The 25155-nt window shown below is 67.4% G+C and carries 25 protein-coding genes; 4 read left to right on the top strand and 21 right to left on the bottom strand.

What is annotated here, in order from left to right; translation table 11 throughout:
• The 16 genes from fmt to R2601_RS03895 all read right to left on the bottom strand — a co-directional run.
• Positions 1–665 (bottom strand): methionyl-tRNA formyltransferase (gene fmt / locus R2601_RS03970; RefSeq protein WP_007793914.1); only part of this gene is annotated, 665 nt, incomplete at its 3' end.
• 65 nt (positions 666–730) lie between these two features.
• On the bottom strand, positions 731–1696 hold the full coding sequence (locus R2601_RS03965) for an ABC transporter permease (protein ID WP_007793911.1): 966 nt from the start codon (positions 1694–1696) through the stop codon (positions 731–733).
• Complete coding sequence (locus R2601_RS03960; RefSeq protein ID WP_007793908.1) at positions 1696–2790, bottom strand: ABC transporter permease; 1095 nt, start codon at positions 2788–2790, stop codon at positions 1696–1698. The genes R2601_RS03965 and R2601_RS03960 overlap by 1 nt, the downstream gene beginning before the upstream one ends.
• Before the next feature lie 101 nt (positions 2791–2891).
• Positions 2892–4490: an ABC transporter ATP-binding protein gene (locus tag R2601_RS03955; RefSeq protein WP_007793905.1), complete on the bottom strand. Its 1599-nt coding sequence runs from the start codon at positions 4488–4490 to the stop codon at positions 2892–2894.
• Between the two features lie 104 nt (positions 4491–4594).
• A complete protein-coding gene (locus R2601_RS03950; protein ID WP_007793901.1) occupies positions 4595–5599 on the bottom strand; it encodes a BMP family lipoprotein in 1005 nt (334 codons plus the stop codon).
• Positions 5600–5749: 150 nt separating this feature from the next.
• Positions 5750–6169, bottom strand: a complete 420-nt coding sequence (locus tag R2601_RS03945) for a GNAT family N-acetyltransferase (RefSeq protein WP_007793900.1) — start codon at positions 6167–6169, stop codon at positions 5750–5752.
• Positions 6166–6789, bottom strand: coding sequence for a tRNA (adenosine(37)-N6)-threonylcarbamoyltransferase complex dimerization subunit type 1 TsaB (tsaB, locus tag R2601_RS03940; protein ID WP_007793898.1), 624 nt, complete (start codon positions 6787–6789; stop codon positions 6166–6168). The genes R2601_RS03945 and tsaB overlap by 4 nt, the downstream gene beginning before the upstream one ends.
• A gap of 58 nt (positions 6790–6847) precedes the next feature.
• Positions 6848–7408: a NifU family protein gene (locus R2601_RS03935; RefSeq protein WP_007793897.1), complete on the bottom strand. Its 561-nt coding sequence runs from the start codon at positions 7406–7408 to the stop codon at positions 6848–6850.
• A 222-nt stretch (positions 7409–7630) separates the two neighbouring features.
• Positions 7631–8086 carry a universal stress protein gene (locus R2601_RS03930; RefSeq protein ID WP_040545111.1) on the bottom strand — a complete coding sequence of 152 codons (456 nt, stop codon included), beginning with the start codon at positions 8084–8086 and terminating at the stop codon, positions 7631–7633.
• Between the two features lie 79 nt (positions 8087–8165).
• Entirely contained in the window at positions 8166–9029 is an 864-nt protein-coding gene (locus tag R2601_RS03925; protein WP_007793892.1) for a branched-chain amino acid aminotransferase, read from the bottom strand.
• Between the two features lie 95 nt (positions 9030–9124).
• On the bottom strand, positions 9125–11005 hold the full coding sequence (gene uvrC, locus R2601_RS03920; protein WP_007793889.1) for an excinuclease ABC subunit UvrC: 1881 nt from the start codon (positions 11003–11005) through the stop codon (positions 9125–9127).
• Positions 11006–11313: 308 nt separating this feature from the next.
• On the bottom strand, positions 11314–12105 hold the full coding sequence (locus R2601_RS03915) for an SDR family oxidoreductase (protein WP_007793887.1): 792 nt from the start codon (positions 12103–12105) through the stop codon (positions 11314–11316).
• Positions 12106–12118: 13 nt separating this feature from the next.
• Complete coding sequence (locus R2601_RS03910; protein WP_007793885.1) at positions 12119–13081, bottom strand: calcium/sodium antiporter; 963 nt, start codon at positions 13079–13081, stop codon at positions 12119–12121.
• A 2-nt stretch (positions 13082–13083) separates the two neighbouring features.
• The gene (locus R2601_RS26910) at positions 13084–13251 is read right to left on the bottom strand and encodes a hypothetical protein (RefSeq protein ID WP_050768403.1); all 168 of its coding nucleotides are present in this window, start codon (positions 13249–13251) and stop codon (positions 13084–13086) included.
• 1 nt (position 13252) lies between these two features.
• On the bottom strand, positions 13253–14050 hold the full coding sequence (locus R2601_RS03900) for a S49 family peptidase (protein ID WP_007793882.1): 798 nt from the start codon (positions 14048–14050) through the stop codon (positions 13253–13255).
• 305 nt (positions 14051–14355) lie between these two features.
• On the bottom strand, positions 14356–16545 hold the full coding sequence (locus R2601_RS03895) for a primosomal protein N' (RefSeq protein WP_007793880.1): 2190 nt from the start codon (positions 16543–16545) through the stop codon (positions 14356–14358).
• A 107-nt stretch (positions 16546–16652) separates the two neighbouring features.
• Here R2601_RS03895 and fsa point away from each other — a divergent pair, with 107 nt between their 5' ends.
• Together fsa and R2601_RS03885 are read left to right on the top strand one after the other, a co-directional pair.
• Positions 16653–17306 carry a fructose-6-phosphate aldolase gene (fsa, locus tag R2601_RS03890; RefSeq protein WP_007793877.1) on the top strand — a complete coding sequence of 218 codons (654 nt, stop codon included), beginning with the start codon at positions 16653–16655 and terminating at the stop codon, positions 17304–17306.
• A gap of 2 nt (positions 17307–17308) precedes the next feature.
• On the top strand, positions 17309–17650 hold the full coding sequence (locus tag R2601_RS03885) for a hypothetical protein (protein WP_007793875.1): 342 nt from the start codon (positions 17309–17311) through the stop codon (positions 17648–17650).
• An 81-nt stretch (positions 17651–17731) separates the two neighbouring features.
• Here R2601_RS03885 and R2601_RS03880 read toward each other — a convergent pair whose 3' ends face one another.
• Positions 17732–18574: a DUF6206 family protein gene (locus R2601_RS03880; RefSeq protein WP_007793873.1), complete on the bottom strand. Its 843-nt coding sequence runs from the start codon at positions 18572–18574 to the stop codon at positions 17732–17734.
• A 53-nt stretch (positions 18575–18627) separates the two neighbouring features.
• Positions 18628–19269, bottom strand: a complete 642-nt coding sequence (parA, locus tag R2601_RS03875) for a ParA family partition ATPase (RefSeq protein WP_040545108.1) — start codon at positions 19267–19269, stop codon at positions 18628–18630.
• 121 nt (positions 19270–19390) lie between these two features.
• Between parA and R2601_RS03870 the strand changes: the two genes are divergently transcribed.
• Positions 19391–20062, top strand: coding sequence for a hypothetical protein (locus tag R2601_RS03870; protein WP_007793866.1), 672 nt, complete (start codon positions 19391–19393; stop codon positions 20060–20062).
• Between the two features lie 41 nt (positions 20063–20103).
• The gene (locus R2601_RS03865; RefSeq protein ID WP_007793864.1) at positions 20104–20586 is read left to right on the top strand and encodes a HugZ family pyridoxamine 5'-phosphate oxidase; all 483 of its coding nucleotides are present in this window, start codon (positions 20104–20106) and stop codon (positions 20584–20586) included.
• Positions 20587–20642: 56 nt separating this feature from the next.
• On the opposite strand, the gene R2601_RS03860 is transcribed toward R2601_RS03865, so the two are convergent.
• The 3 genes from R2601_RS03860 to R2601_RS03850 all read right to left on the bottom strand — a co-directional run bounded on the left by R2601_RS03860 (position 20643) and on the right by R2601_RS03850 (position 25150).
• On the bottom strand, positions 20643–22925 hold the full coding sequence (locus R2601_RS03860; RefSeq protein ID WP_007793861.1) for a glycosyl hydrolase family 28-related protein: 2283 nt from the start codon (positions 22923–22925) through the stop codon (positions 20643–20645).
• Positions 22926–23104: 179 nt separating this feature from the next.
• Positions 23105–23494, bottom strand: a complete 390-nt coding sequence (locus R2601_RS03855; RefSeq protein WP_242533737.1) for a DUF4864 domain-containing protein — start codon at positions 23492–23494, stop codon at positions 23105–23107.
• Positions 23495–23572: 78 nt separating this feature from the next.
• Complete coding sequence (locus R2601_RS03850) at positions 23573–25150, bottom strand: lysine--tRNA ligase (protein WP_007793855.1); 1578 nt, start codon at positions 25148–25150, stop codon at positions 23573–23575.
• Positions 25151–25155 lie beyond the last annotated feature (5 nt).

Raw genomic sequence — 25155 nt, 5'->3', positions numbered from 1 at the left:
ATCTGGCGCGAGATCTCTTCCGCCGGGCGCGTCCAGTCCACTGCCGCCTCCGCCTTGGCGATCTTCTGCGCGTAGGTAACGCCCTCTTCGGGCTGCACCTCGGGGGTGAGGGAGTCCAGTTGCGACAGCGCCTGCACGATCAGTGCCGCACCCATGGCGCTCAGCCGGTCATGTAACGCGCCGGTGGTCTCCTCCGGGCCAATCTCGGTGGCCTCGCGCAGCAGCACTGGGCCGGTGTCGAGCCCGGCCTCCATCTGCATGATGCAGATGCCGGTCTGTGCATCGCCCGACAGGATCGCCCGGTGGATCGGGGCGGCCCCGCGCCAGCGCGGCAGCAGCGAGGCGTGGATGTTGAGGCAGCCCTTGGCGGGCGCGTCGAGGATGGCCTGCGGCAGGATCAGCCCGTAGGCGACCACCACCGCGACATCGGCCTTGAGCTCGGCGAAGCGGGCCTGCTCATCGGGCGATTTCAGGCTCACCGGGTGGCGCACCTCGAGCCCCAGCGCCTTGGCGCGGGCATGCACCGGCGTGGGCCGGTCCTTTTTGCCGCGCCCGGCGGGGCGCGGCGGCTGGCAGTAGACCGCGGCAATCTCGTGCCCCGCCTCGACCAGCGCGTCGAGCACCGGCACCGAGAACTCCGGCGTTCCCATGAAGATCACCCGCATTGCCCTGCTCCTTGCTTCGCTCAGTCCCTCCCGAGATAGTCGCTCGGAGAGGCGGAGGCCAGTGCTCAGCGCTCCTTGAGGTAGGGCTCGCCGCTGGCGCGGGGCGGGATCGCCTTGCCGACAAAGCCCGCGAGGATGATCACCGTCAGGATATAGGGCAGCGCGTCCATCACCTGCACCGGCACGGTAAAGGCGCCGAGATCAATGTTCTGGTAGCGCAGCGCCACCGCCTGCAGCAGGCCGAAGAGCAGACAAGCCCAGAGCGCGTACCACGGCCGCCACTTGGCGAAGATCAGCGCCGCCAGAGCGATGTAGCCGCGCCCGGCGGTCATCTCGCGCACGAACCCCGCCTGCAGGCCGGTGGCCAGGTAGGCCCCCGCGAGCCCGCAGAGCAGGCCGCAGATGGCGATCGCCGCGTAGCGCAGCCCGATCACCGAGACACCGGCGGTGTCGACCGCCTCCGGCGCCTCGCCCACCGCGCGCAGGCGCAGGCCAAAGCGGGTGCGATAGAGGATGAACCACGACAGCGGCACCATCAGGAAGGCCACGTAGACGAGGATCGAGTGCCCCGAGATCAGCTCGGCATAGATCGGCCCGATCACCGGCACGCCCGAAAGCGCCTCGGCGAAGGGCAGCGTGATGCCGGTGAAGCGGCCGCCGCCGATCAGCGAGGGCGTGCGGCCGCCCTGTCCAAACCAGCTTTGCGCGATCAGCACCGTCAGGCCTGAGGCGAGGAAGTTGATCGCCACCCCCGAGATCAGCTGGTTGCCGCGGAAGGTGATCGAGGCGAGACCGTGGATGGCGCTCATCAGCGTGGCCGAGACGATCCCCGCCAGCAGGCCGAGCCAGACCGAACCGGTCACCGCGGCGACAGCGGCAGAGGCGAAGGCCGCGGCGAGCATCTTGCCCTCGAGCCCGATATCGACAACGCCCGAGCGCTCGGAAAACAGCCCGGCGAGGCAGGCGAAGAGCAGCGGCGTGGCAAGGCGCACGGTGGAATCGAGCACCTGGAGAAGGGTTGCGAAATCCATCAGCCGTTCCTCCGCCGGGTCGCCATGAAGATGCGTTCGAGCGGCATCCGCACCATGTTGTCGAGCGCGCCGGTAAACAGGATCACCAGCGCCTGGATCACGGTGATCAGCTCGCGCGGGATGTTGGTCCAGAGCGCCAGCTCGGCGCCGCCCTGATAGAGGAAGCCGAAGAGCAGCGCCGCGAGAAAGATCCCGACCGGGTGCGAGCGCCCCATCAGCGCCACCGCGATGCCGATGAAGCCGGCGCCCTCGGTTGCGTTCATCACCAGCCGCTCGGCCTCGCCCATGGTGGTGTTGAGTGCCATCATGCCGGCGAGACCGCCCGAGATCAGCATCGCCACGACGGTGATGCGCACCGGAGAGATGCCGGCATAGCGGGCGGCGCTCTCGGAATGGCCGAAGGCGCGGATCTCGTAGCCGAGCTTGGTGCGCCACATCAGGAACCAGAAGGCGACGCAGGCCAGCACCGCGAGGAAGAAGGTCACGTTGGCGGGCGAGCCGCGGAACAGCGGGTTCTCGGCGGTGGCGAACAGGTCCTGGAAGGTCGGCAGCTGGGTTGCCTCGGGGAACTTGGCGGTGGCCGGGTCCATGGCCCCTTGCGGGCGCAGAACATTGACCAGCACGTAGTTCAGCACCGCCGCGGCGATGAAGTTGAACATGATGGTGGTGATCACGATATGGCTGCCGCGCGTGGCCTGAAGATAGGCCGGGATCAGCGCCCAGAGCGCCCCGAACGCGCCGGCGGCCAGCGTCGCCACCAGCAGCGCGATGCTCCAGTGCGGGAACGGGATGAACAGGCAGACCAGCGCCACGCCCAGCCCGCCGATCATCGCCTGCCCCTCGCCGCCGATGTTGAACATCTTGGCGTGAAAGGCCACCGCGACGCAGAGCCCGGTGAAGATGAAGTTGGTGGTGTAATAGAGCGTGTAGCCCCAGCCGGCGCTGCGCATCAGCGCGCCCTCGACCATCAGCTTGAACGCATCGACCGGGTTCTCGCCGATGGCGAGGATCACCAGCGCCGACAGCACGGCGGCGAGCAGGATCGAGATCAGGGGCACGAGCACCGCGTCGGCCCAGGCGGGCATCTTATCCATTCGGGGCCTCTTGGTTCAGGGGCGCGCCCTGCGGGCGCGGGTGCCTCCGGCGGGAGTATTTGGGACGTAAAGAAGCAGGGGACGTCGCAAGGCGGGCGGGCTCAGTCATGCTGCTCGGCCTCCCGGGCTTCCTTTTCGTGAAGCGACGCATCGACGGCCTCTATCAGCGGCTTGTCGGGCCTCTCGGTGACGCCGGCCATCAGCAGGCCGAGCTCGGTCTGGTCGGTCTCCGCGGGAAGGCGCTCGCCCATGATCTGGCCGTCGAACATCACCGCGATGCGATCCGACAGCGACAGGATCTCGTCGAGCTCCACCGAGACCAGCAGGATCGCCTTGCCCTTGTCGCGCAGGCGCACGATTTCCTGGTGAATGAACTCGATGGCGCCGATGTCGACGCCGCGGGTCGGCTGGCCGATCAGCAGGATGTCGGGATCGCGCTCGATCTCGCGGGCCAGCACGATCTTCTGCTGGTTGCCGCCCGAGAAGTTCCGCGCCGCGAGCTGCGGGTTCGGCGGGCGCACATCGTAGCGGGTCATCTTGTCCTGCGCCTCCTCGCGGATCAGCGCATTGTTCATCAGCATGCCCGACTGGTAGCGCGGGTCGCGGTGGTAGCCGAAGACGATGTTCTCCCACGCCGTGTAGGCCATGATCAGCCCCTCGGTCTGCCGGTCCTCGGGGACATGGGCGATGCCGCGGGCGCGGCGCGACTGACCGTCGGACTTGGCGCCGGTCAGGTCGATCTCGGAGCCGTTGACCAGCACCCGGCCGGTGGCGTCGGCATAGCCGCCCAGCACCTCGAGCAGCTCGGACTGGCCGTTGCCGGCGACGCCGGCGATGCCGAGGATCTCTCCGGCGCGGACCTCGAGCGAGACGCCCTTGAGACGCTCGACCCCGTGGCTGTCAACATGGCGCAACCCCTCGACCTGCAACACCGGGGCGCCGATCTCGGCCGGCGCCTTGTCGACCCGAAGCAGCACCTTGCGGCCGACCATCAACTCGGCCAGCTCCTCGGGCGAGGTCTCGCGGGTCTTGACGGTGGCGGTCATCTGGCCGCGGCGCATCACCGAGACGGTGTCGGTGATCTCCATGATCTCGCGCAGCTTGTGGGTGATCAGGATGATCGTCTTGCCCTCGGCCCGGAGGTTGTCGAGGATGCGGAACAGGTGGTCGGCCTCGGCGGGCGTGAGCACGCCGGTGGGCTCGTCGAGGATCAGGATGTCGGCCTGCCGGTAGAGCGCCTTGAGGATCTCGACGCGCTGCTGATGGCCGACGCTGAGATTCTCGATCAGCTGGTCGGGATCGACCGAGAGCTCGTATTCCTCCGACAGCTGCCGCAACACGCCGCGAGCGCGGGCCAGCGAAGCGTTGAGCATCGGGCCGTCCTCGGCGCCGAGGATGACGTTCTCGAGCACGGTGAAGTTCTGCACCAGCTTGAAGTGCTGGAATACCATGCCGATGCCGGCGGAGATCGCCGCCTGGCTGTCGCTGATCTCGGTGCGCTGCCCGTTGATGAAGATCTCGCCGGCATCGGCCTTGTAGAAACCGTAGAGGATCGACATCAGCGTCGATTTGCCGGCACCGTTCTCGCCGATGATGCCGTGGATCGTGCCCGGCATGACGCGGATCGAGATGTCCTTGTTGGCCTGGACGGGGCCGAAGGCCTTGGAGATGCCTTGCAGCTCGATGGCGGGGGCGGTCATGGCAGATTCCCGGGTCGTAACTGGAAGCGCGGCTCCTCCACCGGTGCAGGCGGAGGAGCCGACCCTGTTTGGAGAGCGGGCCGGGGTCACCGGCCCGCAGGCGCTCAGAAGTTGAGGACGGGGCAGCTGTCGTCGGAAGAGTAGTCGTGCACCGCGATCTCGCCCGCGATGATCTCTTCGCGCGCGGCATCGACCGCGGTCTTCATCTCCTCGGTGACCAGCGCCTCGTTGTTCTCGTCGAGCGCGTAGCCGACGCCGTTCTCGGCCAGACCCAGCACCATAACGCCGGTCTCGAGTTCGTCGCCCGCGGTCATCGCTTCCTGCACCGCCACGTCGACGCGCTTGAGCATCGAGGTCAGCACCTCGCCCGGGTGCAGGTGGTTCTGGTTGCTGTCCACGCCGACCGACAGGATATCCTCGTCGGCGGCGGTCTGCAGCACGCCGAGGCCAGTGCCACCGGCGGCGGCATAGATCACGTCGGCGCCCTGGCTGATCTGCGCCTTGGCAAGCTCGGAGCCCTTCACCGGGTCGTTCCACGCCGCCGGGGTGGTGCCGGTCATGTTGGCGATCACCGTGGCGTCGGGGTTGGCGGCCATCACGCCCTGCGCGTAGCCGCAGGCGAACTTGCGGATCAGCGGCACGTCCATGCCGCCCACGAAGCCCACGGTGCCGCTCTCGGAGGCCATCGCCGCCATCATGCCGACGAGATACGAGCCCTCGTGCTCGGAGAACAGGATCGAGAGCACGTTCGGGTGCTCTTCGGGGTTCACGAAGCCGTCGATGGTGACGAACTTGGTGTCCGGGTAATCCGCCGCCACCGAGGCGATCGGAGTCGACATGGAGAAGCCGGTGGTGACCACCGGGTTGAAGCCGGCCTCGGCGAAGCGGCGCAGGGCCTGCTCGCGCTGCGCTTCGGATTGCAGCTCGATATCGCGATAGCTGCCGCCGGTCGCGGCGGCATAGGCCTCGGCGCCGTTATACGCGGCTTCGTTGAAGCTCTTGTCGAATTTCCCGCCAAGGTCGTAGACCAGCGCCGGATCGGCCAGCGCAGCACCTGCGGTCAGCGCCAGCGCGGCGCTTGCGCCGAGGAATTTGGTCATCAGGGTCATATGTTGCTCCCAGGTGGTGGTGGCGGCGCGGGCTTGCGCGCAGCTCTTATGCCTGATCCGTGCAGATCATGGTTGATTTAAGGCCTTGGGAAGCAACAGGGTCAACCGGATTCTGCACCGGGTGACGCGGCGATTTCGGAGCCGCGGGCGCTAACCTCGGGTCAGCGCCTTCGTCATGAGCAGCGCGTCGTCGCAGGAGCCGTCGGCGCGCCGGTAATAGCCCTTGCGCCGGCCGGTCTCGACATAGCCACAGGCGGAGTAAAGCCCTCGCGCCGGGGCGTTTTCCGCCGCCACCTCGAGAAACACCGAGACCGCGCCGCGGGCGCGCGCATCCTGTTCGAAGGTGGCGAGAACCGCCCGCCCCCGGCCCTGCCGCTGGCCCTCCGGATCACTGGCAAGCGCGAGGATCTCGGCCTCGTCGGCGATCACCCGCCCGAGCACGAAGGCGCCCTCGGCGCAGCTCAGCAAGGCGGTGGGATGGGCGAGCGTGGACGCGAAATCCGCCTCGGACCACGGCTGCGTGTGGCGATAGGCGCGCGCCGCCAGCGCGGCCAGTTCGGCCGGGCTCACGGCAGGATCGCCGGCGGCGCCTCGCGCGAGGGGGCCGCATCTGCCGGGCGCACGTAGACCGGGCTTGGCCGCGGCAGATCCGGGGCGCGGAAGCGCTCGCCCGCCACCCGCGCGACGCCCTCGACAAGGCTTTGCGCCGGGCGCGCAAAGGGCAGCGAGTGGCTGAGGGTCGGCATCTCGCCCAGCTCGGCCGCGATCGCCTCGGCATCCGGCAGCGACAGCACCGGCCCGGCGCCATTCGCGCCGAAGCGCTGCGCATAGGACATCCGCCGCGAGCCGACCACCGCCGCCGCGACCGGACGCGCCGCGCCCCAGACCGTCGCCTCCGGCGCCGTCACGCCCACCGCCGGGATGCCCAGCGACAGGGCCAGCCCGCGCGCGGTCGCCACCGAGATGCGGATGCCGGTAAAGTTGCCCGGCCCGGTGCAGACCCCGAGCGCGTCGAGGTCGCGCCAGCCGAGCCCCGCCTCCTCAAGCATCTCCTCGAGCATCGGCACCAGGCGTTCGGCCTGCCCGCGCGCCATCTCCTCGTGCCGCAGGCACAGCACCTCTGGTCCGCGCAGCAGGCAGGCCGCGACGCAGGCAGAGGAGGTGTCGAAGGCAAGAACGGTATCGGTCATGCAACCTTGCGCCCGGGCGGATCCGCCCGGGTCTCGGGACCGGTGTCGCGCGCCGCCGTCAGACGGCGACCGGGCGGACCTCGGTCACTTCGGGGATGTAGTGGCGCAGCAGGTTCTCGATGCCCATCTTCAGGGTCAGGGTCGAGGACGGGCAGCCGGCGCAGGCGCCCTGCATGTGCAGGTAGACCACGCCACGCTCGAAGCCGTGGAAAGTGATGTCGCCGCCATCCTGTGCCACGGCCGGGCGCACGCGGCTGTCGAGCAGCTCCTTGATCTGGCCGACGATTTCCTCGTCCTCGCCTTCGAAGGCGGCATGGCCCGAGGCCCCGCCCTCACCGGCCATCACAGGCTCGCCGGACTGGAAATGCTCCATGATCGCGCCAAGCACGGCGGGCTTCACGTGGTCCCAGTCGGCGCCATCGGCCTTGGTCACGGTGACGAAATCCGAACCGAGGAAGACGCCGGTCACACCGGTCACGCCGAACAGGCGCTTGGCCAGCGGCGAGGCGTCAGTGCCCTCGGCACTCGGGAAGTCGGCAGTGCCTGCGCCCAGAACCGTCTGGCCGGGCAGGAACTTCAGCGTCGCGGGGTTCGGGGTGGATTCGGTCTGAATGAACATCTCAAGGGTACCTTTCTCCGGGCCCTCTCTATATGCGCCTCTCCCGGCGGAGCGTCAAGGTTTAGAACCATTCTAAGACGAGCCTGACGCCACGCGACCGGCGCAACGAACACGCCAGCTCCGTTCGGCGGCAGAGCCTCCCTGCCCGCCAGCGGCCCGCACCCCCTGCTTCTCTACGTCGATAAATACTCACATCCCGGCGCCTGCCACGCCGTGCGGCGCTCAGGTGATGTCCTCGAGCCGCTCCTTCGACAGATCTCCCGGAACGATGGTCACCGGGATCGGCAAGCTGCCCGAACCGCGGCTGAGCTGGCTGACCAGAGGCCCCGGCCCCTTCTTGCCCGAAGCCGCCCCCAGCACCAGCACGCCGATGGCGTCATCGGCCTTCACCTGGCCGAGGATCTCGCTCACCACGTCGCCCTCGCGGATCACCAGCTCGGGGTCGACATCGTGGCGGTCGCGCATCCACTTCGCGAAGACCTCGTAATGGGCGTGGATGCGCTCGCGCGCCTCCTCCCGCATCAGGTCGCCGACGCCGATCCAGTGGTTGAACTCGTCCGGCGGGATCACCGACAGGATCGTCACCCCGCCCTTTGTCTTCTCCGCGCGCATGGCGGCGAAGCGCATGGCGTTGAGGCATTCGCGGCTGTCATCGAGAATGACGAGAAACTTGCGCATCATGGCTCTCCCTTGCCGGGATCATGGTGCAGGGCACAGGCATTGGCAACGGGGCTTCGTGACAAGCCCCTGCGGCAGATCACCCGGTGGTCTTGGCCCAGTCCCAATAAAGCTCACGCACCCGGCGGGTGACAGGGCCGACCTGGTAGGAGACATCCTCGAACGCCGTCACCGGGGTGACCTTGCTCATGTTGCCCGACAGGAAGACCTCGTCCGCGGCCTCGAAATCGGCGAAGCTCAGCACCGCCTCGTGCACCTCCATGCCGTCGGCGCGCATGTTGGCGATATGCCGGGCGCGGGTGATGCCAGACAGGAAGGTGCCGTTGGCGATGGGGGTGAAGGTGACCCCATCCTTGACCATGAAGACGTTGGCGGTGGCGCTCTCGGCGACGTTGCCCATGGCGTCGGCCACCAGCGCGTTGCCGAAGCCGCGGGCGTGCACCTCGGCCAGCATCCGAGCGTTGTTGGGATAGAGGCAGCCGGCCTTGGCGTTGACCACCGCATCCTCCATCACCGGGCGGCGGAAGCGGGTCCGTCCGAGCGTGGTGGTGGCGCTCTCGGGGGCCATCGGGATCTCTTCGAGGCAGATGGCGAAGCCGGTCTGTTCCTCCGAGGGCACGATCGCGGTCTTGTCGCCGCCGACGCCCCAGTACATCGGGCGGATATACACCGCCGCGCCCTCGGCATAGGCGCCGAGCCCCTCCCAGACGATCTGCACCATCTCCTCGGTGGTGACGGTGGGGCGCAGCATCAGCGCCTCGGCCGAGCGGTTCACCCGGGCGCAATGGGCCCAGAGATCCGGCGCCAGCCCGTTCACGAAGCGCGCGCCGTCGAACACCGTGCTGCCGAGCCACGCGCCGTGGTCGGCGGCGCGCATCACCGAGACGTCTCCGTCGTGCCAGGTGCCCTGGAAATAGGTCCGGATGTTCTTGCCGACTGCCATGCGTGCGCCCCCTTCGAATTGCGCCGCCAACCTAGGCCCGGGCGCGGGCGAGGTCCAGTGCGCGGCGCAGCAAATCGGCGGGCGCGCCGCGGCGCTCAACCCTTCTCGTGGAAGAAGGCGTAGATCCGCTCGGCCAGCGCCGCGCTCACCCCGTCCACCGCCTTGAGATCGGCGAGGTTGGCGCGGCTCACCGCCTTGGCGGAACCGAAATGCGCCAGGAGCGCCCGCTTGCGCGCCGCGCCCACGCCCGGCACCTCGTCGAGCGGATTGGCCATCTGGCTCTTGGCGCGCTTGGCGCGGTGGGTGCCGATGGCAAAGCGGTGGGCCTCATCGCGCAGGCGCTGCACGAAATAGAGCACCGGGTCGTTGTGGCGCAGCGCGAAGGGGCGCTGGCCGACACGGTGAAACTCTTCCTTGCCGGCGTCGCGGTCGATGCCCTTGGCGACGCCCACCATGGGCACGTCCTCGACCCCGAACTCGTGCATGATCTCGGCCACCGCCGAGACCTGCCCGGCGCCGCCGTCGATCAGCAGAAGATCCGGCCACAGCCCCTTCTCGCGATCCGGATCGTCCTTCAGCAACCTTGTGAAGCGGCGCGTCAGCACCTCCTTCATCATGCCGAAATCATCGCCCGGGACGAGCTCTTCGCCCTTGATGTTGTACTTGCGGTACTGGTTCTTCATGAACCCGTCCGGCCCCGCCACGATCATCCCGCCCACCGCGTTGGTGCCCATGATGTGCGAGTTGTCGTAGACCTCGATGCGCTGCGGCGGCGCATCCAGAGCGAAGGCCTCGGCCAGCCCGCGCAGCAGCTTGGCCTGAGTCGCGGTCTCGGCCATGCGGCGGGCGAGGCTCTCACGGGCGTTGCGTGCCGCACCCTCGACCAGCTCGGCCTTCTCGCCCCGGAGCGGCACCGCGATCTCGACCTTGCGGCCGAGCTTGTCGCTCAGCGCCTGGCACATCAGGTCGGGGTTCTCGATCTCGTGGTTGAGCAGCAGCAGGCGCGGCGGCTCCTTCGTGTCATAGAACTGCCCGAGGAAGGCTTCGAGCACCTCCTGCGGCTCCACGTCCTCGCCGACGCGGGGGTAATAATCCTTGTTGCCCCAGTTCTGGTTGGCGCGGATGAAGAACACCTGCACGCAAGCCTGCCCGCCCTCCATGTGGAGCGCGATCACGTCGGCCTCGGCCACGGTCTGCGGGTTGATGCCCTGCACCGTCTGGACCTGGGTCAGAGCGCGGATGCGGTCGCGCAGCGCCGCGGCGCGCTCGAACTCCATCGCCTCCGAGGCCTCGGCCATCTGCGCCGCCAGCGTCTCCTGCACCCGGGTCGACTTGCCCGACAGGAAGCGCTCGGCATCGCGCACGCTCTCTGCGTAATCCGCCTCCGAGATGTAGCCGACGCAGGGCGCCGAGCAGCGCTTGATCTGGTAGAGCAGGCAGGGCCGCGTGCGCCCCTCGAACATCGAATCCGAGCAGTTGCGCAGCAGGAACGCCTTCTGCAGCTGGTTCAGCGTCCGGTTTACTGCGCCGGCGCTGGCGAAGGGGCCGTAATAGGCCCCCTTCTCTGTCTTGGCGCCGCGATGCTTGCGGATCTGCGGGAAGGGGTGCTCGGTGGTGACCTGGATGTTTGGGAACGACTTGTCGTCGCGCAGCAGCACGTTGAACTTGGGCTTGAGCTGCTTGATCAGGTTCTGCTCGAGCAGCAGCGCCTCGGTCTCGGTGCGCGTCGTGAGGAACATCATCGACGCGGTTTCCGAGATCATCCGCGAGATGCGCCGCGAATGCTGCGCCGAGGGCCGCGAGTAGTTCGACACCCGCGCCCTCAGGTTGCGCGCCTTGCCGACATAGAGCACCCGGCTCTGGTCATCGAGCATGCGATAGACGCCCGGGCTCGAGTCCAGCGTCCTCAGATAGGAGTGGATGAGCTCGTAGCCACGCAGGGCGGGCGTTTCGTGGGTTTCGCTCTCCTCGGTCATGATCGTTTGTGCCCGAACGCTCTCAATCTCGTGATTCCCCATCTCTGCTGCAATGCCCGATCAGCGAGATCAACATTTATGTAATCCACGGATCCTGTGGATAATCCTTTGGGCAAATTCTGGGGAACTGCGATTTTCCCTTGTTAGAAGGCGGTTTCCGTCAAAAGATGGATTTTTAGGCAGTTTTATAACCTACTTATTTTAAAGGAAACTTTTCCTCACACCCGCCAAACCCTTGATGACACGGCAATTTTGTAACGCTTTCGAAACAGCTCTGTGAACCGGTGCACAACCTGACGCAGGGGCACTCACTCAACGCCCAGCACATCGGGCGTCTGCCACGAGAGGTGCTGCCCACCGTCCACGCAGAGCAGCTGTCCGGTGAAGCCCGGCGACGCCAGGATATACCCCAGCGCGGCGGTGATATCGGCCGGGTTGGCGCCGCGCTCGAGCACCGTCGCCGCGCGTTGCCGGGCAAAGTGATCGTCGCTCTGGCGCGCCCCCTGAAGCGTCGGGCCGGGCCCGATGGCATTGACCCGCACCTTGGGCGCCAGCGCCATGGCGGCGGTCCGGGTGAGCGTCCAGAGCGCCGACTTGGCCAGCGTGTAGCTCATGAACTCCGGCGTCAGCTTGCGCACCCGCTGGTCGATCATGTTGACCACCACGCCCTGCGCCACCGGCTCGTCCATGTCGTCGCTCAGAGGCTCGGCCACCTGCGCCGCGAGCGCCTGCGTCAGCACGAAGGGCGCCCGGAGGTTCGACTCGAAATGCCGGTCCCAGCTCTCGCGCGTGGTGCTCTCGATGTTGTCGTAATCGAAGATCGAGGCGTTGTTGACCAGCACGCTCAGCGGTCCACCCAGCGCCTCGGAGGCGCGCGGCACGAGGGCCTGAGCGGCATCTTCCTCGAGCAGGTCCGCCTGCAGCGCCTCGGCCTTGCGGCCCTTGGCGCGGATCATCTCGGCGACCTCCTGCGCGGCCTCCTCCGAGCCCGCGTAATGCACCGCCACGTCGAACCCGCGCTCGGCGAGGTCCAGCGCCATAGCGCGGCCCAGCCGCTTGCCCGCTCCGGTGACCAGCGCCCTTTTCACCTGCAATGTCATTCCAAGCTCTCCCTCATCCACCGATCAGCACGATGGAGACATAGCCCACATAGAGCGCCGACAAGATCACGCCCCAGACCTTGCCCAGATCCTTCTTCAGGAACACGAAGGGGATCAGCAGCAGAGAGGCGCCCAGCATCACCCAGAAGTCGAAGTAGAGCATCTCGAGGTCGACCGGGATCGGCTTGATCAGCGAGGCGATGCCGATGATGGCCAGCAGGTTGAACAGGTTCGAGCCGATGACGTTGCCCAGCGCCACGTCCGCCTGCCGCCGGATCGCCGCCATGACCGTGGTGGCAAGCTCGGGCAGCGAGGTGCCCAGCGCCACCAGCGTGAGGCCGATCACCGTGTCCGACACGCCGAACATCTTGGCGATCTCGGTCGAGGCGTCGATCAGCAGATCGGCGCCCAGCGGCAGGCCGATCAGACCAAGCACCAGGAACAGCGCGATCTTCCACCACGGCATGTCCGGGTCGGCGCCTTCGGGCTCTTCCAGATCCTCGGCCTCTGCCTCGGCCTTGCCATTGCGACGGTGGCGCAGCGCCTCGCGCGCCTGGTCCCCGAGGATCACCGCCAGCACCAGCAGCATCAGGATGCCGGCGAACCAGTCGAACACGCCTCGGAAGGCCAGCGCAATGAACAGCACAGACGCGCCGAGCATCACCACATAGCTCTTGCGGGTGTCATGCGCCGAGGTGTGCATCGCCGCGATCAGCGCCGGGATACCCAGCACCAGCAGCACGTTGGCGGTGTTGGAGCCCACCACGTTGCCCAGCGCAATGCCCGGCACATCGGCCCGCGCCGCCTGGATGGAGATCAGAAGTTCCGGCGCCGAGGTGCCGAAGGCGACGATGGTGAGGCTGACGATCAGCGCCGGGATGCCGACCCGTAGCGACAGGTTCACCGCGCCCTTCACCAGCGCGTCACCGGCGAGCAACAGGATCACGAGGCCGAGGGCCGCGTAGACAAAGACCATGATCAGCCCTTCTTCTTCCCGCAGTCGCAGGGGCCCTTACCGATCCGGTAACGGCCACAGCGCGGGCATTTCATTTGTGAGAGGCGGGCCGCCCCCGGCATCCGGAGTTTTCCGAACATGCCGAGCAGGGCAATCACCACCAGGAATATCGCAACGATCTTGGCCAGCACGTCAGAGACCGAACCTCGCAAAGGCGGCGCGCTCGTCGATCGTCGACAGCGCGTCCTGCGCCAGCGTCGCGCCGAGCCGCGGCAGCAGGCGGCGCTTCTGCTCGTAGCGGCGGAAGCGCACCTTGTCGCCGAACTTGTCCTTCATCACCGGCACGAGATGGCCAATGCCGTCTGCCAGCCCGACCTCGCAGGCCGCCTTGCCGATCCACACCTCGCCGGTGAACAGGTCCGGGTTGTCGGCCAGCTTGGCCCCGCGACGGTCCTTGATCTGGGCAATGAAGGTCTCGTGCAGCTGGCCGAGCAGCCGGTTCAGCCGGGCCACGTCCTCTTCATTCTCGGGACGGAACGGGTCGAGCATGCTCTTCGACCGCCCGGCGGTGTGCACCCGACGCTCGATGCCCTGCCGCTGCAGGAAGACATGCGCGCCGAACCCCGCCGAGATCACCCCGATGGAGCCGAGGATCGAGCTGGGGTCGGCGTGGATCTCGTCCGCGGCGCTGGCGATCCAGTAGCCGCCCGAGGCCGCAACGTCCTCGGTGAAGGCAAAGACCGGAACCTCGCATTCCTGTGAAAGACGCCGGATGCGCGCGCCGATGAGCGAGCTCTGCACCGGCGATCCGCCGGGCGAATTGATCTCGAGCGCGACGGCCACCGGCTTGCCCTTGCGAAAGGCCCGCTCGAGCAGGGGCCGCAGGCTCTGGTCGGACAGCGCCATGCGACCGCCGGTGCCGATGGCCCCTTGCAGGCGCACGACCGCAACCGTCGGCTTCTTTTTCAGGAACGGAAACCAGTTCTTCATGCGTGGAGATGTAGAGGGCGGATGCGGGACAAACAAGGCAACGGCAAAAAGAACCGCCGCACTGCGCCCGAGAGGTCATCGCCCGGCGGGGCCGACCGGACCCGAACACGAGCGCTCAGCCCGCGCGCCGCGCCCGGTCGCCATGCACAGCCTGCCTCCGGCGGGAGTATTTTTGACGAAGAGAAGCCGGGGGCGCTCCCCCGCGTCTTCTCTGGTTTCAAAATACCTCGGGGGTGAATTGGCCGAAGGCCAAGAGGGGGCGGCGCCCCCTGCCTGTCCCACCGCAAACGACATGGCAGGCGGGCTCAGAAGAAATTCTGCGGGTCGATGTCGATCGCCATGCGCAGCTCACCGCGCAGGCGGAACTGCGCGGCCCAGTCGGCCAGCGCCGGCTGCAGCGCCGTCCCCTTGGGCGCCTTGACCAGCAGCCGCACCCGGTGCCGTCCGCGTACCTTGGCGATCGGCGCCGGCGCGGGACCGTAGACCTGCGCCCCGATGCGGCGCAGCGGTGCGTCCTGCCGCGCCATGGCATTTCCGAGATCGAACACCTCCTGCGCCTCGGTCGAGGACAGGATCACCCCGGCGAGCCGGCCATAGGGCGGCATCCCGGCAGCGCGGCGCTCTTCGGCCTCGGCCTGCCAGAATCCCTCCTCGTCGCCCGAGAGGATCGCCCGGATCACCGGGTGCTCGGGCTGATAGGTCTGCAAGAGCGCCACCCCCGGCTTCTCGGCTCGCCCCGCGCGCCCAGCCACCTGCCGCATCAGCTGGAACGTCCGCTCGGCGGCACGCAGGTCCGACCCCTGCAAGCCCAGATCGGCATCGATCACCCCCACCAGCGTCAGCAGCGGGAAGTTGTGCCCCTTGGCCACCAGCTGGGTGCCGATGACGATGTCGGCGCCGCCCGAGGCGATCTTCTCGATCTCCTCCTTCAGCGCCCGCGCAGAGCCGAAGAGATCCGACGACAGCACCGCCAGCCGTGCCTGCGGGAAGAGCTCTGCGACCTCCTCGGCCAGCCGCTCGACCCCCGGCCCCACGGCAGCGAGCTTGTCCTCGGCCTCGCAGGACGGGCAGACCTCCGGCTTGGGCACGGTCTCGCCGCACTGGTGGCAGACGAGGCGCTGCAGGAAGCGGTGCTCGACCATCCGGGCGTCGCAATGCGGGCAGCCGATCTGGTGGCCGCAGGCCCGGCAGATCGTCACCGGCGCATAGCCACGCCGGTTGAGGAACAGCATCGCCTGCTCGCCGCGCTCGATCCGCGCCAGCACCTCCGATTGCAGCGAGGGCGAGACCCAGCGGTTCGAGGGCAGCGTCTCGGCCCGCATGTCGAGCGAGCGCATCTCGGGCATCACCGAGGCGCCGAAACGCGAGACCAGATCGAGTCGCTGGTACTTGCCGGCATCGGCATTGGCCCAGCTTTCGAGCGACGGCGTGGCCGAAGCCAGCACCACCCGGCCCGAGCAGATCGAGGCCCGCAGCACCGCCATGTCGCGGGCATTGTAGAGCACGCCCTCGTCCTGCTTGTAGGAGGTGTCGTGCTCCTCGTCGACGACCGTGAGACCGAGGTCACGGAACGGCAGGAACAGCGCCGATCGCGCTCCCACCACCAGCTGCGCACCGCCCTGCGCCACCTGTTTCCAGACCCGGCGCCGCTCGGTCACCGTCACGCCCGAGTGCCATTCCGCCGGCTTGGCGCCGAAGCGGGCCTCGACGCGGGTGAGGAACTCCGAGGTCAGCGCGATCTCGGGCAGCAGCACCAGCGCCTGCCGCCCCTGCGCGAGGCACTCCGCCACCGCCTCGAGATAGACCTCGGTCTTGCCCGAGCCGGTCACCCCCTTGAGCAGCACCGTGCCATAGCGCCCCGAGGCCACGCCCTCGCGCAGGCTCTGCGCCGCTGCGGCCTGATCCTCGGCAAGTTGCTTGCCGCCATAGTCGGGATCGAGCCGCGGGAAGGCGGTGTCGCGCGGCGCCTCTTCCTCACGCACCGCGCCCATCTTGGCGAGACCCTTGATCACCGAGGGCGTGACGCCCGCCGCATCGGCCAGCTCGCCCTGGGTCAGCGACAGCCCGCCCATCTCGGACAGCACCTCGAGCACCCGGCGGCGCGCGTCGGTCATACGCTCGGGCTCGGCATCGCCCAGCCGGTAGATCTTGCGCATCGACGGCGCCTCGCCCAGCCCCGGCGCGCGGGTGGCGAGCCGCAGCATCGCGGTGAGCGGCGTCAGCGTGTACTCGCCGGCGCGCTCGAGAAAGCTGCGCAGCTCCGCGCGCATCGGCGCCACGTCGAGCACCCGCGTCACCGGCCGCACCTTGGCATGGTCGAAATCGCCCTTGCCCGGCCCCCAGACCACGCCCAGCACCTTGCGCGGCCCGAGCGGCACCTCGACGAAGGCCCCTTCCCAGCAGCCGCCCTCGGGCGCCTTGTAGTCGAGCAGCCGGTCCAGCGGCTGCGTGGTGAGCACGGCAACCAGCGTGCCTTCGTCGTAGAACGCATCCATCTGCAGGGTTTCCGTTAGCGCAAAACTACAGGGGCTTCCTGAGGACCCCCGCATGGGGTATGACACGCGCGACCGAATGCCAAGCAAAGCCGGGAGGGCTGACGCAGATGAAATTTTTCGTAGACACCGCCGACGTGGACGCGATCCGCGAGCTCAACGATCTGGGCCTCGTGGACGGCGTGACCACGAACCCCTCGCTGATCGCCAAGTCCGGCCGTGACATCCTCGAAGTCACCAAGGAAATCTGCGACATGGTCGATGGGCCGGTCTCGGCCGAGGTGGTTGCCACCGAGTACGAGGCGATGATCGAGGAAGGCCGCAAGCTGGCCGAGATCGCGCCGAACATCGCCATCAAGGTGCCGCTGACCCTCGACGGGCTGCGCGCCTGCAAGACCTTCACCTCCGAAGGCCAGATGGTCAACGTGACGCTGTGCTTCTCGGCCAACCAGGCGCTGTTGGCGGCGAAGGCCGGCGCGACCTTCATCTCGCCCTTCGTCGGCCGCCTCGACGACCTCAACATTGACGGGCTCGAGCTGATCGCCGACATCCGTCAGATCTATGACAACTACGGCTACGAGACGCAGATCCTTGCCGCGTCGATCCGCAGCGCCAACCACATGTCGGATTGCGCCAAGATCGGTGCCGACGTGGCGACCGCGCCGCCGGCGGTGATCAAGGGCATGGCCAACCACGTGCTGACCGACAAGGGCCTCGCGGCGTTCCTGTCGGACGCCGAGAAGGCCGGCATCAAGATCGTCTGATCATGTCGCGACGGATCCCGCCCTCGGTCCGGCAGGCGGAGGCAACGCTGAGCCTGCTGGACAAGCGGGCGGTGATCCTCGCGTGGCAATCCTACCAGCTTGAAATGCATGGGGTGCCGCCGGAGGTGTTCGGCGATGCCTTCGACGAGTATCTCGACACGGCGCTGTCCACCGGCGACCGTTTGGGCGTGCTGACCCACGGGGTCCACGATGTCATCATGGACCTGCGCGAGATTGCCGAAGATGACGAGGACGAGTGGCCGATCCTGCGCGACTGCCTCGCGGCGGCCCTGCCCGAGGATGTCTTCGTCACCGTGACGGGCTCGATCGAGCCGAACGCATAGCACGAAACGGGCGAAGATTTTTCCTCCGAAAAATCTTCCTCAGCCCGCGCGGCAGCCAAGAATTTCAGTGATAATTCTTCTTCAGGCGTTGGGCGCGCCCTGAAGGCCCAGAAGCTTGCGAAAGCCCGTCCAGTAGCCCGGCAGGCGCGGCATTTCCTGCATGTCCGCAATCGCCTCGTCCTGCCAGCGCGGCATCTCGCGTGCGGCAAACGCCCGCCCCCAGGCGAGATAGTGCTCGCCATGCTCGGGGCGCAGCCGGCAGGCCGAGCCAACCAGCCCCACCAGCGTCTCGGGAGCAGAGTACCATTCATCCTGAATGCCGGTCACGCGCTTGCGCATCAAGGGCCCCACCAGCCGCATCAGGCGCTTTTCCGAAAACAGCAGCAGCATGCGCCCCATCTCGTCGCGGCTGTAATGGATCAGTGGCGGGAAGGTGTCGTAGAATACCGCGGTGCCGTCGACGACGGCGAAATTGCGGATCGAGGGATGAAAGCCGATGCGCGTGTCGAAGCGGTCAGCCGCGTTCCAGAATCGCGCGATCACCTGGCCCGCGGCCTCCATCATCTCGAGCGTCGCCTCGAGCCCCTCGGCCTGCATCCGCGGCCGCATCAGCGACGCCTCGGGCAGCGCCTCCTGCACGATCACCGGCACCCGCGCGCCCTCGCTCTCGAGGAGCAGGAACGTGGTTTCGGGCAACGGCACTCCGGTCTCGCGCAGCGCCGCGACGTAATCCTCATGCGCCGCTGCCAGCCGGTCGAGCGCGCCGGCATCCGGCAGCCCGCGATAGACCTTGATCACATGCTCCGAGAACGGCCCCTTGGCTGGCCGGAACGGGGCGCAGAAATAGCCCAGCCGCGAGATCGGCTGGCCCTGCGCGGCCTCGTGGCGTCGGATGGTCTCGGCAAGGGCGGCGTGATCGATCATGGGCAGGCCTCCGGCACTCTTCTGGCGCGGACACCCCGCGCCTGACGCCCCCTTTACCCGTTCGCCAGCACCTGCGCCACCTCTGCCGACAGCGCCGCGACCTCGTCGCGGGCCGGGGTCTTGCGACCCTCGGCGGCGCTGAGCCCGTGCCCGAAGGCCTCGGCATAGCCCACCCGGTTGCCCAGCGTCGCATCGGCGATGCGCGCGGCCATCTTGGTGGCGGCGGCGGTGATCTCGCCCGAAAGCCGGGTACCGGGGCGGGTGCGGTTCATCACCATCATCACCTCGCGGTTCTCACGCCGGGCGAGATCGAGCACGCTTTCCGTGGCCCAGAGGTCGAGATGGCTCATCGAGACCGGCACCAGCACGAGATCGGCAGCACGCAGCGCCGGGCGCAGATCGCTGTCCGCCTTGGGCGGCGTGTCGACGATCACCACGTCGAAGCGCTCGGCGAGCTTGCGGCACTCATAGGTGATGCCCCAGGCCGAGGAGGTGGCGAACTCCAGCCCCTCGACCGCTTCGGGGTTGTGCTCGAGCCGGGTCATGAACCAGCGCCCGAGGCTGCCCTGCGGATCGGTGTCGATCAATGCAACCGAATGCCCTGCAAGGCGCAGCCCGATCGCCAGATTGGCCGAGAGCGTGGTCTTGCCCGACCCGCCCTTCTGCTGCGCCACCGTGATCACCGATCCTGCCATTCCATCCCCCTCGTGGTTCCGCAGCTGCAGCATAGGCGAATGCCGCCGCCGGTAAAGCACCGCTTAACGGCGCGTTAACCACGCTGGACGCAAGGTTTTCCGGTGGCAAGGGAAAAGCGCGATGGCGATCATCAGGGGGCTGACACTGGCCTTGGCGCTGGCCGGGCTGGCCGGAAACGTGTCCGCCGGGGCCTGGCCGCGCGAGGAGGGCAGCCTGTTCGTCAGCAGCCTCGCGCGGCTGTCCTGGCCGCAGGACGTCACCACCTGGACCTCGTACGAGCCCACCGGGGAATACTACACGCTCTACGTCGAATACGGGCTTACCGAGCGCCTGACCGTCGGGCTCGATCTGGGTCGGGCGATCTCGGGCGGCGGCAAGGACGTGGCGTTCCTCCGGATGCCGCTGGGACGGGCCGACCGCCGGCTGAAGCTCGCCGCCGAGCTGGGGCTGGGCCAGATCGAGGGCGCCATGGTGCTGCGCCCGGGGCTCTCGCTCGGCCTCGGGTTCCGCCACGGCTGGCTCTCTGCGGACGGGCTGGCGGGAATCTCGCTCGGCAGTGGCGAGACCGATTACAAGCTCGACCTCACATGGGGGCTGAACCTCTGGGAGGAGCGCAAGCTGATCGTGCAGTTCCAGACCGGGCAGCAATTCGGCGACCCGGCCTTCGTCCGCATCGAACCGACCATCGTGCAGCCCCTCACCAAGCGCCTGAAAACCCAGATCGGCGGCAGCTACGGGCTGCTCGGGGACACTTCGATGGGGCTCACCTTCGGGCTCTGGGCCGAGTTCTGAGCCACTTTCGCCCGCCGTGGCCCCGCGCTAGTCTCGCCGCCATGACTGACCCCATCCGCCCCACAGATGACGAGGCCCGCGCCCTTGCCCGCGACCTCATTTCCAGCGCCCGCTTCGCGGCCCTCGGCGTGACCGATCCCGAGACCCGCACGCCGATGGTCAGCCGGGTCTCGGTGGTGCCCGGCCCGGACGGGCTCCCGCTGAGCCTGGTCTCCGACCTCGCCTTCCACGCCACCGCTCTCAAGGCCGACCCGGCCTGCGCCCTGCTGCTGGGCGAGCCCGGCCCGAAGGGAGACCCGCTCACCCATCCGCGCCTGAGCCTGCAGGCCAGCGCCCGGTTCATCCGCCACGGCGAGGCCGGGCACGCCGCCCTTGCGGCGCATTACCTGACGCTTCAGCCCAAGGCGAAGCTCTATATCGGCTTCGCGGATTTTTCGCTGCTGCGCTTCGAGATCCGCCGCGGCCTGCTCAACGGCGGCTTCGGCAAGGCCTTCGTGCTCACCCCGGAGGACCTCGCGGCCTGACACGCAAACGGCCGGCGCCCCTCGGACACCGGCCGCCCCATGTTGCCGTGCGGCGCTCAGCTGTCCATGCGCACCCGCAGCGTGGCATCGCCGCGCACCGGCTCGGGCCAGATCGCGTGCACCTGATCCTGCCCCCCGCCCTCTCGCACCGAGGTGTAAGGCGTGGCGAAAAGGCTGACATTGCTGGTATCGCGCGGGCGCGAGCTCAGCACGAGGCTTTCGACCTGCAGCGTGTATCCCCCGAACGGCAGACGGTTGGCGGTGTCGATCACCCAGGTCTGGGCGTGAGTGTTCTGGGCATGGCTCAGGAGCAGCGGGTTTTCGACACCGTTGCTGACATTGAGATAGGTGTTGTTGGTGAAGTGGATGTTGCGCATCGCCGCGAGATTCAGACCGACAAAGGACGTGTCCACCCGGTCGACCCGGTTGATGGTGCCGCCCGAGGACCGGAACAGGTTGCCCGAGACGTTCATGCCGTTGACCCGGTGGTTCTGGCCGTAGGGCTTCACGATGATGAACGAGAACTGCTCCGACATGTCGGAGCACAGGAACACATTGTTGGTCACCGACAGGCCCGAGAAGCCGAAGCCCGAGACAAAATCAGGCTCCGGGTCGCGCTCGTTGGTCCATTCGATGAAGCAGTTGTCGACATAGTTGCCCGAGACAGTGGTGTTGGTGTTCTTCAGGCAGAGCACGATGCCGGCGCTGCGGACGCCGCTCGAGTCGCCCTGGAAGAAGTGGTTGTTGGCGATCACCCCGTTGCCGCCCGAGACCACCGCGAAATGCCGGAACTGCGAGGCGCGGTTATTGCGGATCTTGACGTCGTTGGCGTTGGTGTTGATCGCCACCGAGCTGCGGTTCTGCGTGGTCAGCCCGCCCTCGGCGCTGTTGAATTGATTGTAGTCGATCAGCATGCCCTGACAGCCCTCGCCGATCGAGGTGATGCCGCGATCCTTGGGGCGGTTGAAGACGCAGTTGCGGATCACGTTGACCACCCCGGTGGGCGGCAACATCACGGCGCTGCAGATCTCGTTGCACTGGAACTCGACGTCCTCGATCTCGAACTTGTCGAGCCGGCTGAAGCCGCTGAAATCGAGCAGGTAGCGAAAGCGCGTGAAGGTGTAGGTCTGGGTACCCACCGCATCCGAGAGCGGCTGCGACAGGGTCAGGCTCTGGGCGCCGACATTGACCTCCTTGACGTAGATCTCTCGGCCCACGCCCGCCGCCTCGATCAGGCTGCCGATCTCGATATTGGCGATGTTGCTCACCCCGGTCAGTTGCCACTGGTTCGAGGCCGAGTAGGTCGCCTGACTGGTGACCGAGGTGGTGTCCCAGCCGGTGCTGGTCTCGGCCCGGAGCTGACCGTTGCGCAGGACGCGCCGCTGGGCATAGCTGTCGCGATTGTTCACCGCGACGCGCACATCGATCGGGCCGGAAAGCGACACCCGGCGGCCCGACAGGTCGAAGCTCTCGTGATCGGCGTTGTTGAGCAGCGACTGCAGCCCCTTTTTCAGAGCCGTCTCCTCATCGCCGCCGAAGGCATCGACATAGGACGAGAGCTCGAAATCCTTGGTCAGGGACAGGATCGCGGCATCAGGCATGGTGACTCGCCCCTCGAACTCCACGTGGTTCTCGAAGGTCACCGAGCTTGCCAGACGGTAGTTGCCTTTCGAGACCAGCACCTTGCGCCCGTTCGCTGCCGCGTCGGCGGCCTCGAAGGCGGCGCTGTCGTCGGTGCTGCCATCCCCGATGGCACCGTAATCGCGCACGTCGACCCAGTTCATCAGAGTGCGCAGGAAGACACTGGTGATGTCCTCGATCACGATGTCGTCGATGCGCACCACGCCACCGTTCGGCCCCGTGAGGTCGAGCCCGAAATGCCCGAGATCCGGCTCGGTGCCCCAAACCATGTCGACGCCGCCGCGATTGCCGACGCCCACGATTGCCGAGACCTCGACCACCGCGCCATAGCTGGTCAGTTGCACCATTGGGCCGCTGACGGTGAGGCCGGTCACCTGCGTGCCGTTGTCGCGCCCGGCCCAGGCGCCGATACGCACCGCCGGCATCACGCCCGAGATCGCCTTCACCCGCGCCGTGACGCGCAGGTAGCAGCCCGGCAGGATCGGGGTATCGCCCATGTAGCGCAGGCGCTGGGTGGCGTCCGTCTTGAGGATCTCGAGACAGCCCGAGAAATCCGCGTCCGCCGGCACGTAGGCGGCGGTGGCGAAGCCGTCATAGGTGTCCGAGCCCGGCGTGCCGTCGCTGCGCGACCAGACATCCAGCCCGTCCGAGAAGGGTGTCGGCATGAAGACCACGCCATCGGTTACCGCCTTGTTCATCCGTTCGATCCTCTGTTGCCCGCATCGCGCAGGGGATCGCCGCCGCGCGGGCGGCGTGAAATCCCGCGCAAATTGCAGATAACTTTGAGGCGTTAAGAGGATCTGCCGCCACCGCGCAGCGGCCCGCCTGCAACGCAACGGCATCGCAGGGGTCCGGAGGCCGCGTTCACCGTGCCGAACTAGGCCGAGACCTGCGGCGCCGGTGCAAAGCGCACCCCGGCGATGCGCCAGTCGCCGTCGATCTGTTCCATCTGGTATTCCAGCGCGTGCAGCGCGCCCTCGGCATCCTGCACGATCACCGTCTGCCACAGCCCGCCATCGCTTTCCGACAGCGCCCCGAAACGCACGTCTCCGGGCGCCCAGACCATGGGATAGCCGCGCTCGACCATGCGGGCGAAATTCTCGGGATTGCCGAACAGGCGCTGGATCTCGGGGCTGGCAAAGCCCCAGGCGGTGTCGACATCTCCGGCGACAAACGCGTCCAGCTGCTGGCGGATGACGCCTTCGATCTCGGCGTCGTCCTGTGCGATCGCGGGCCCGGACAGCGCCAGCCCCACGATCAAGCTCATGATCCATTTCCGCATCACGCTACCTCCTCCTGCCAAGAAGGTAGCGCAAGCGGTCAGGTGGTCAAAACCGGCCGACCCTCAGCCAAGCTCCCCAGCGAGGCCCTTCTCGATCAGCGCCACGGTTTCGTCGACGCCGTAGAGCGCGATGAAGCCACCAAAGCGCGGGCCCTGGCTCTGGCCCAGCAGCACCTCGTAGAGCGCCTTGAACCAGTCGCGCAGGTTCTCGAACGCGTGATCCTTGCCGACCGCGAAGACCAGCGTCTGCAGCGCCTCATCGGTGACCTCGCCATCGTAGCCGCGCAGACGCCCCGCGAGATCCTCCATGGCGGCCCGCTCCTTCTCGTCGGGGGCGCGGAACTGCTTGGTGGGCTTCACGAAATCGTCGTAGTAGCGCACCGCGAAGCCGGCGGCCTGATCCATGTCGGGATGGCTCTGCGGGCTCGCCTCGGGGGCGTAGCGGCGGATGAAGCCCCACATGGTCTCCTTGTCTTCGGCACCGGCGGCCGAGGCGAGGTTGAGCAGCATCGAGAACGGCACGACCATCTTCGACTCGGGCACGTCGCCGCCGTGGATGTGCCACACCGGGTTGTTGAGCTGCGCCTTGGCGTCCTGGCCCGGGAAGGCGCGGAGCTGCTGGTGATACTCGTCCACCGCCTTGGGGATCACGTCCCACCACAGCCGTTTCGCGGTCTTGGGCTTCTGGTACATGAAATACGACAGCGACTCGGTCGAGGCGTATGTCAGCCACTCGTCGATCGACAGCCCGTTGCCCTTCGACTTCGAGATCTTCTGGCCCTGATCGTCGAGGAACAGCTCGTAGGTGAAGTGCTCGGGCGCGCGCACGCCGAGGGTCCGGCAGATGCCGTCATAGATCGGCGTGTTCGTCGAATGGTCCTTGCCGTACATCTCGAAATCGACGCCGAGCGCGGCCCAGCGGGCACCGAAATCCGGCTTCCACTGCAGCTTCACGTTGCCGCCGGTGACCGGCAGGGTCCATTCCTTGCCGTCATCGTCGTCGAAAGTGATGGTGCCTTCCTTGGGGTCGACATGCTTCACCGGCACATAGAGTACCCGGCCGGTCTCGGGATGGATCGGCAGGAAGATCGAGTAGGTCTGCTGGCGCTCGTCGCGCAGCGATTTCAGCATGATCGCCATCAAGTCGTCATACTTCTCGACGCAGCGCAGCAGGATCTCGTCGAACTGGCCGCTCTTGTAGAACTCTGTGGCCGAGTAGAACTCGTACTGGAAACCGAACGTGTCGAGGAAGCGCCTCAGCATGGCGTTGTTGTGGTGGCCGAAGCTCTCGTATTCCTCGAACGGGTCCGGCACCGAGGTCAGCGGGCGCTGCAGGTTGGCGTGCAGAAGCTCCTGGTTCGGCACGTTCTCGGGCACCTTGCGCATGCCGTCCATGTCGTCGGAGAAACAGATCAGCCGCGTCGGGATGTCCGAGATCAGCTCGAAGGCGCGACGGATCATCGTGGTGCGCGCGACCTCGCCGAAGGTGCCGATATGCGGCAGGCCCGAGGGACCGTAGCCGGTCTCGAACAGCACGAAGCCCTTCTCGGGCGGCTTCTTCTCGTAGCGTTTCAGGACGCGGCGCGCCTCTTCAAAGGGCCAGGCCTTCGAACTCATCGCGGCTTCGCGCAGATCGGACATCTGAA

Source organism: Salipiger bermudensis HTCC2601 (assembly GCF_000153725.1).
GTDB classification, from domain to species: domain Bacteria; phylum Pseudomonadota; class Alphaproteobacteria; order Rhodobacterales; family Rhodobacteraceae; genus Salipiger; species Salipiger bermudensis.
Note: the sequence above shows the minus strand (reverse complement) of the source record. Positions and strands in the feature narration are given on the sequence as shown.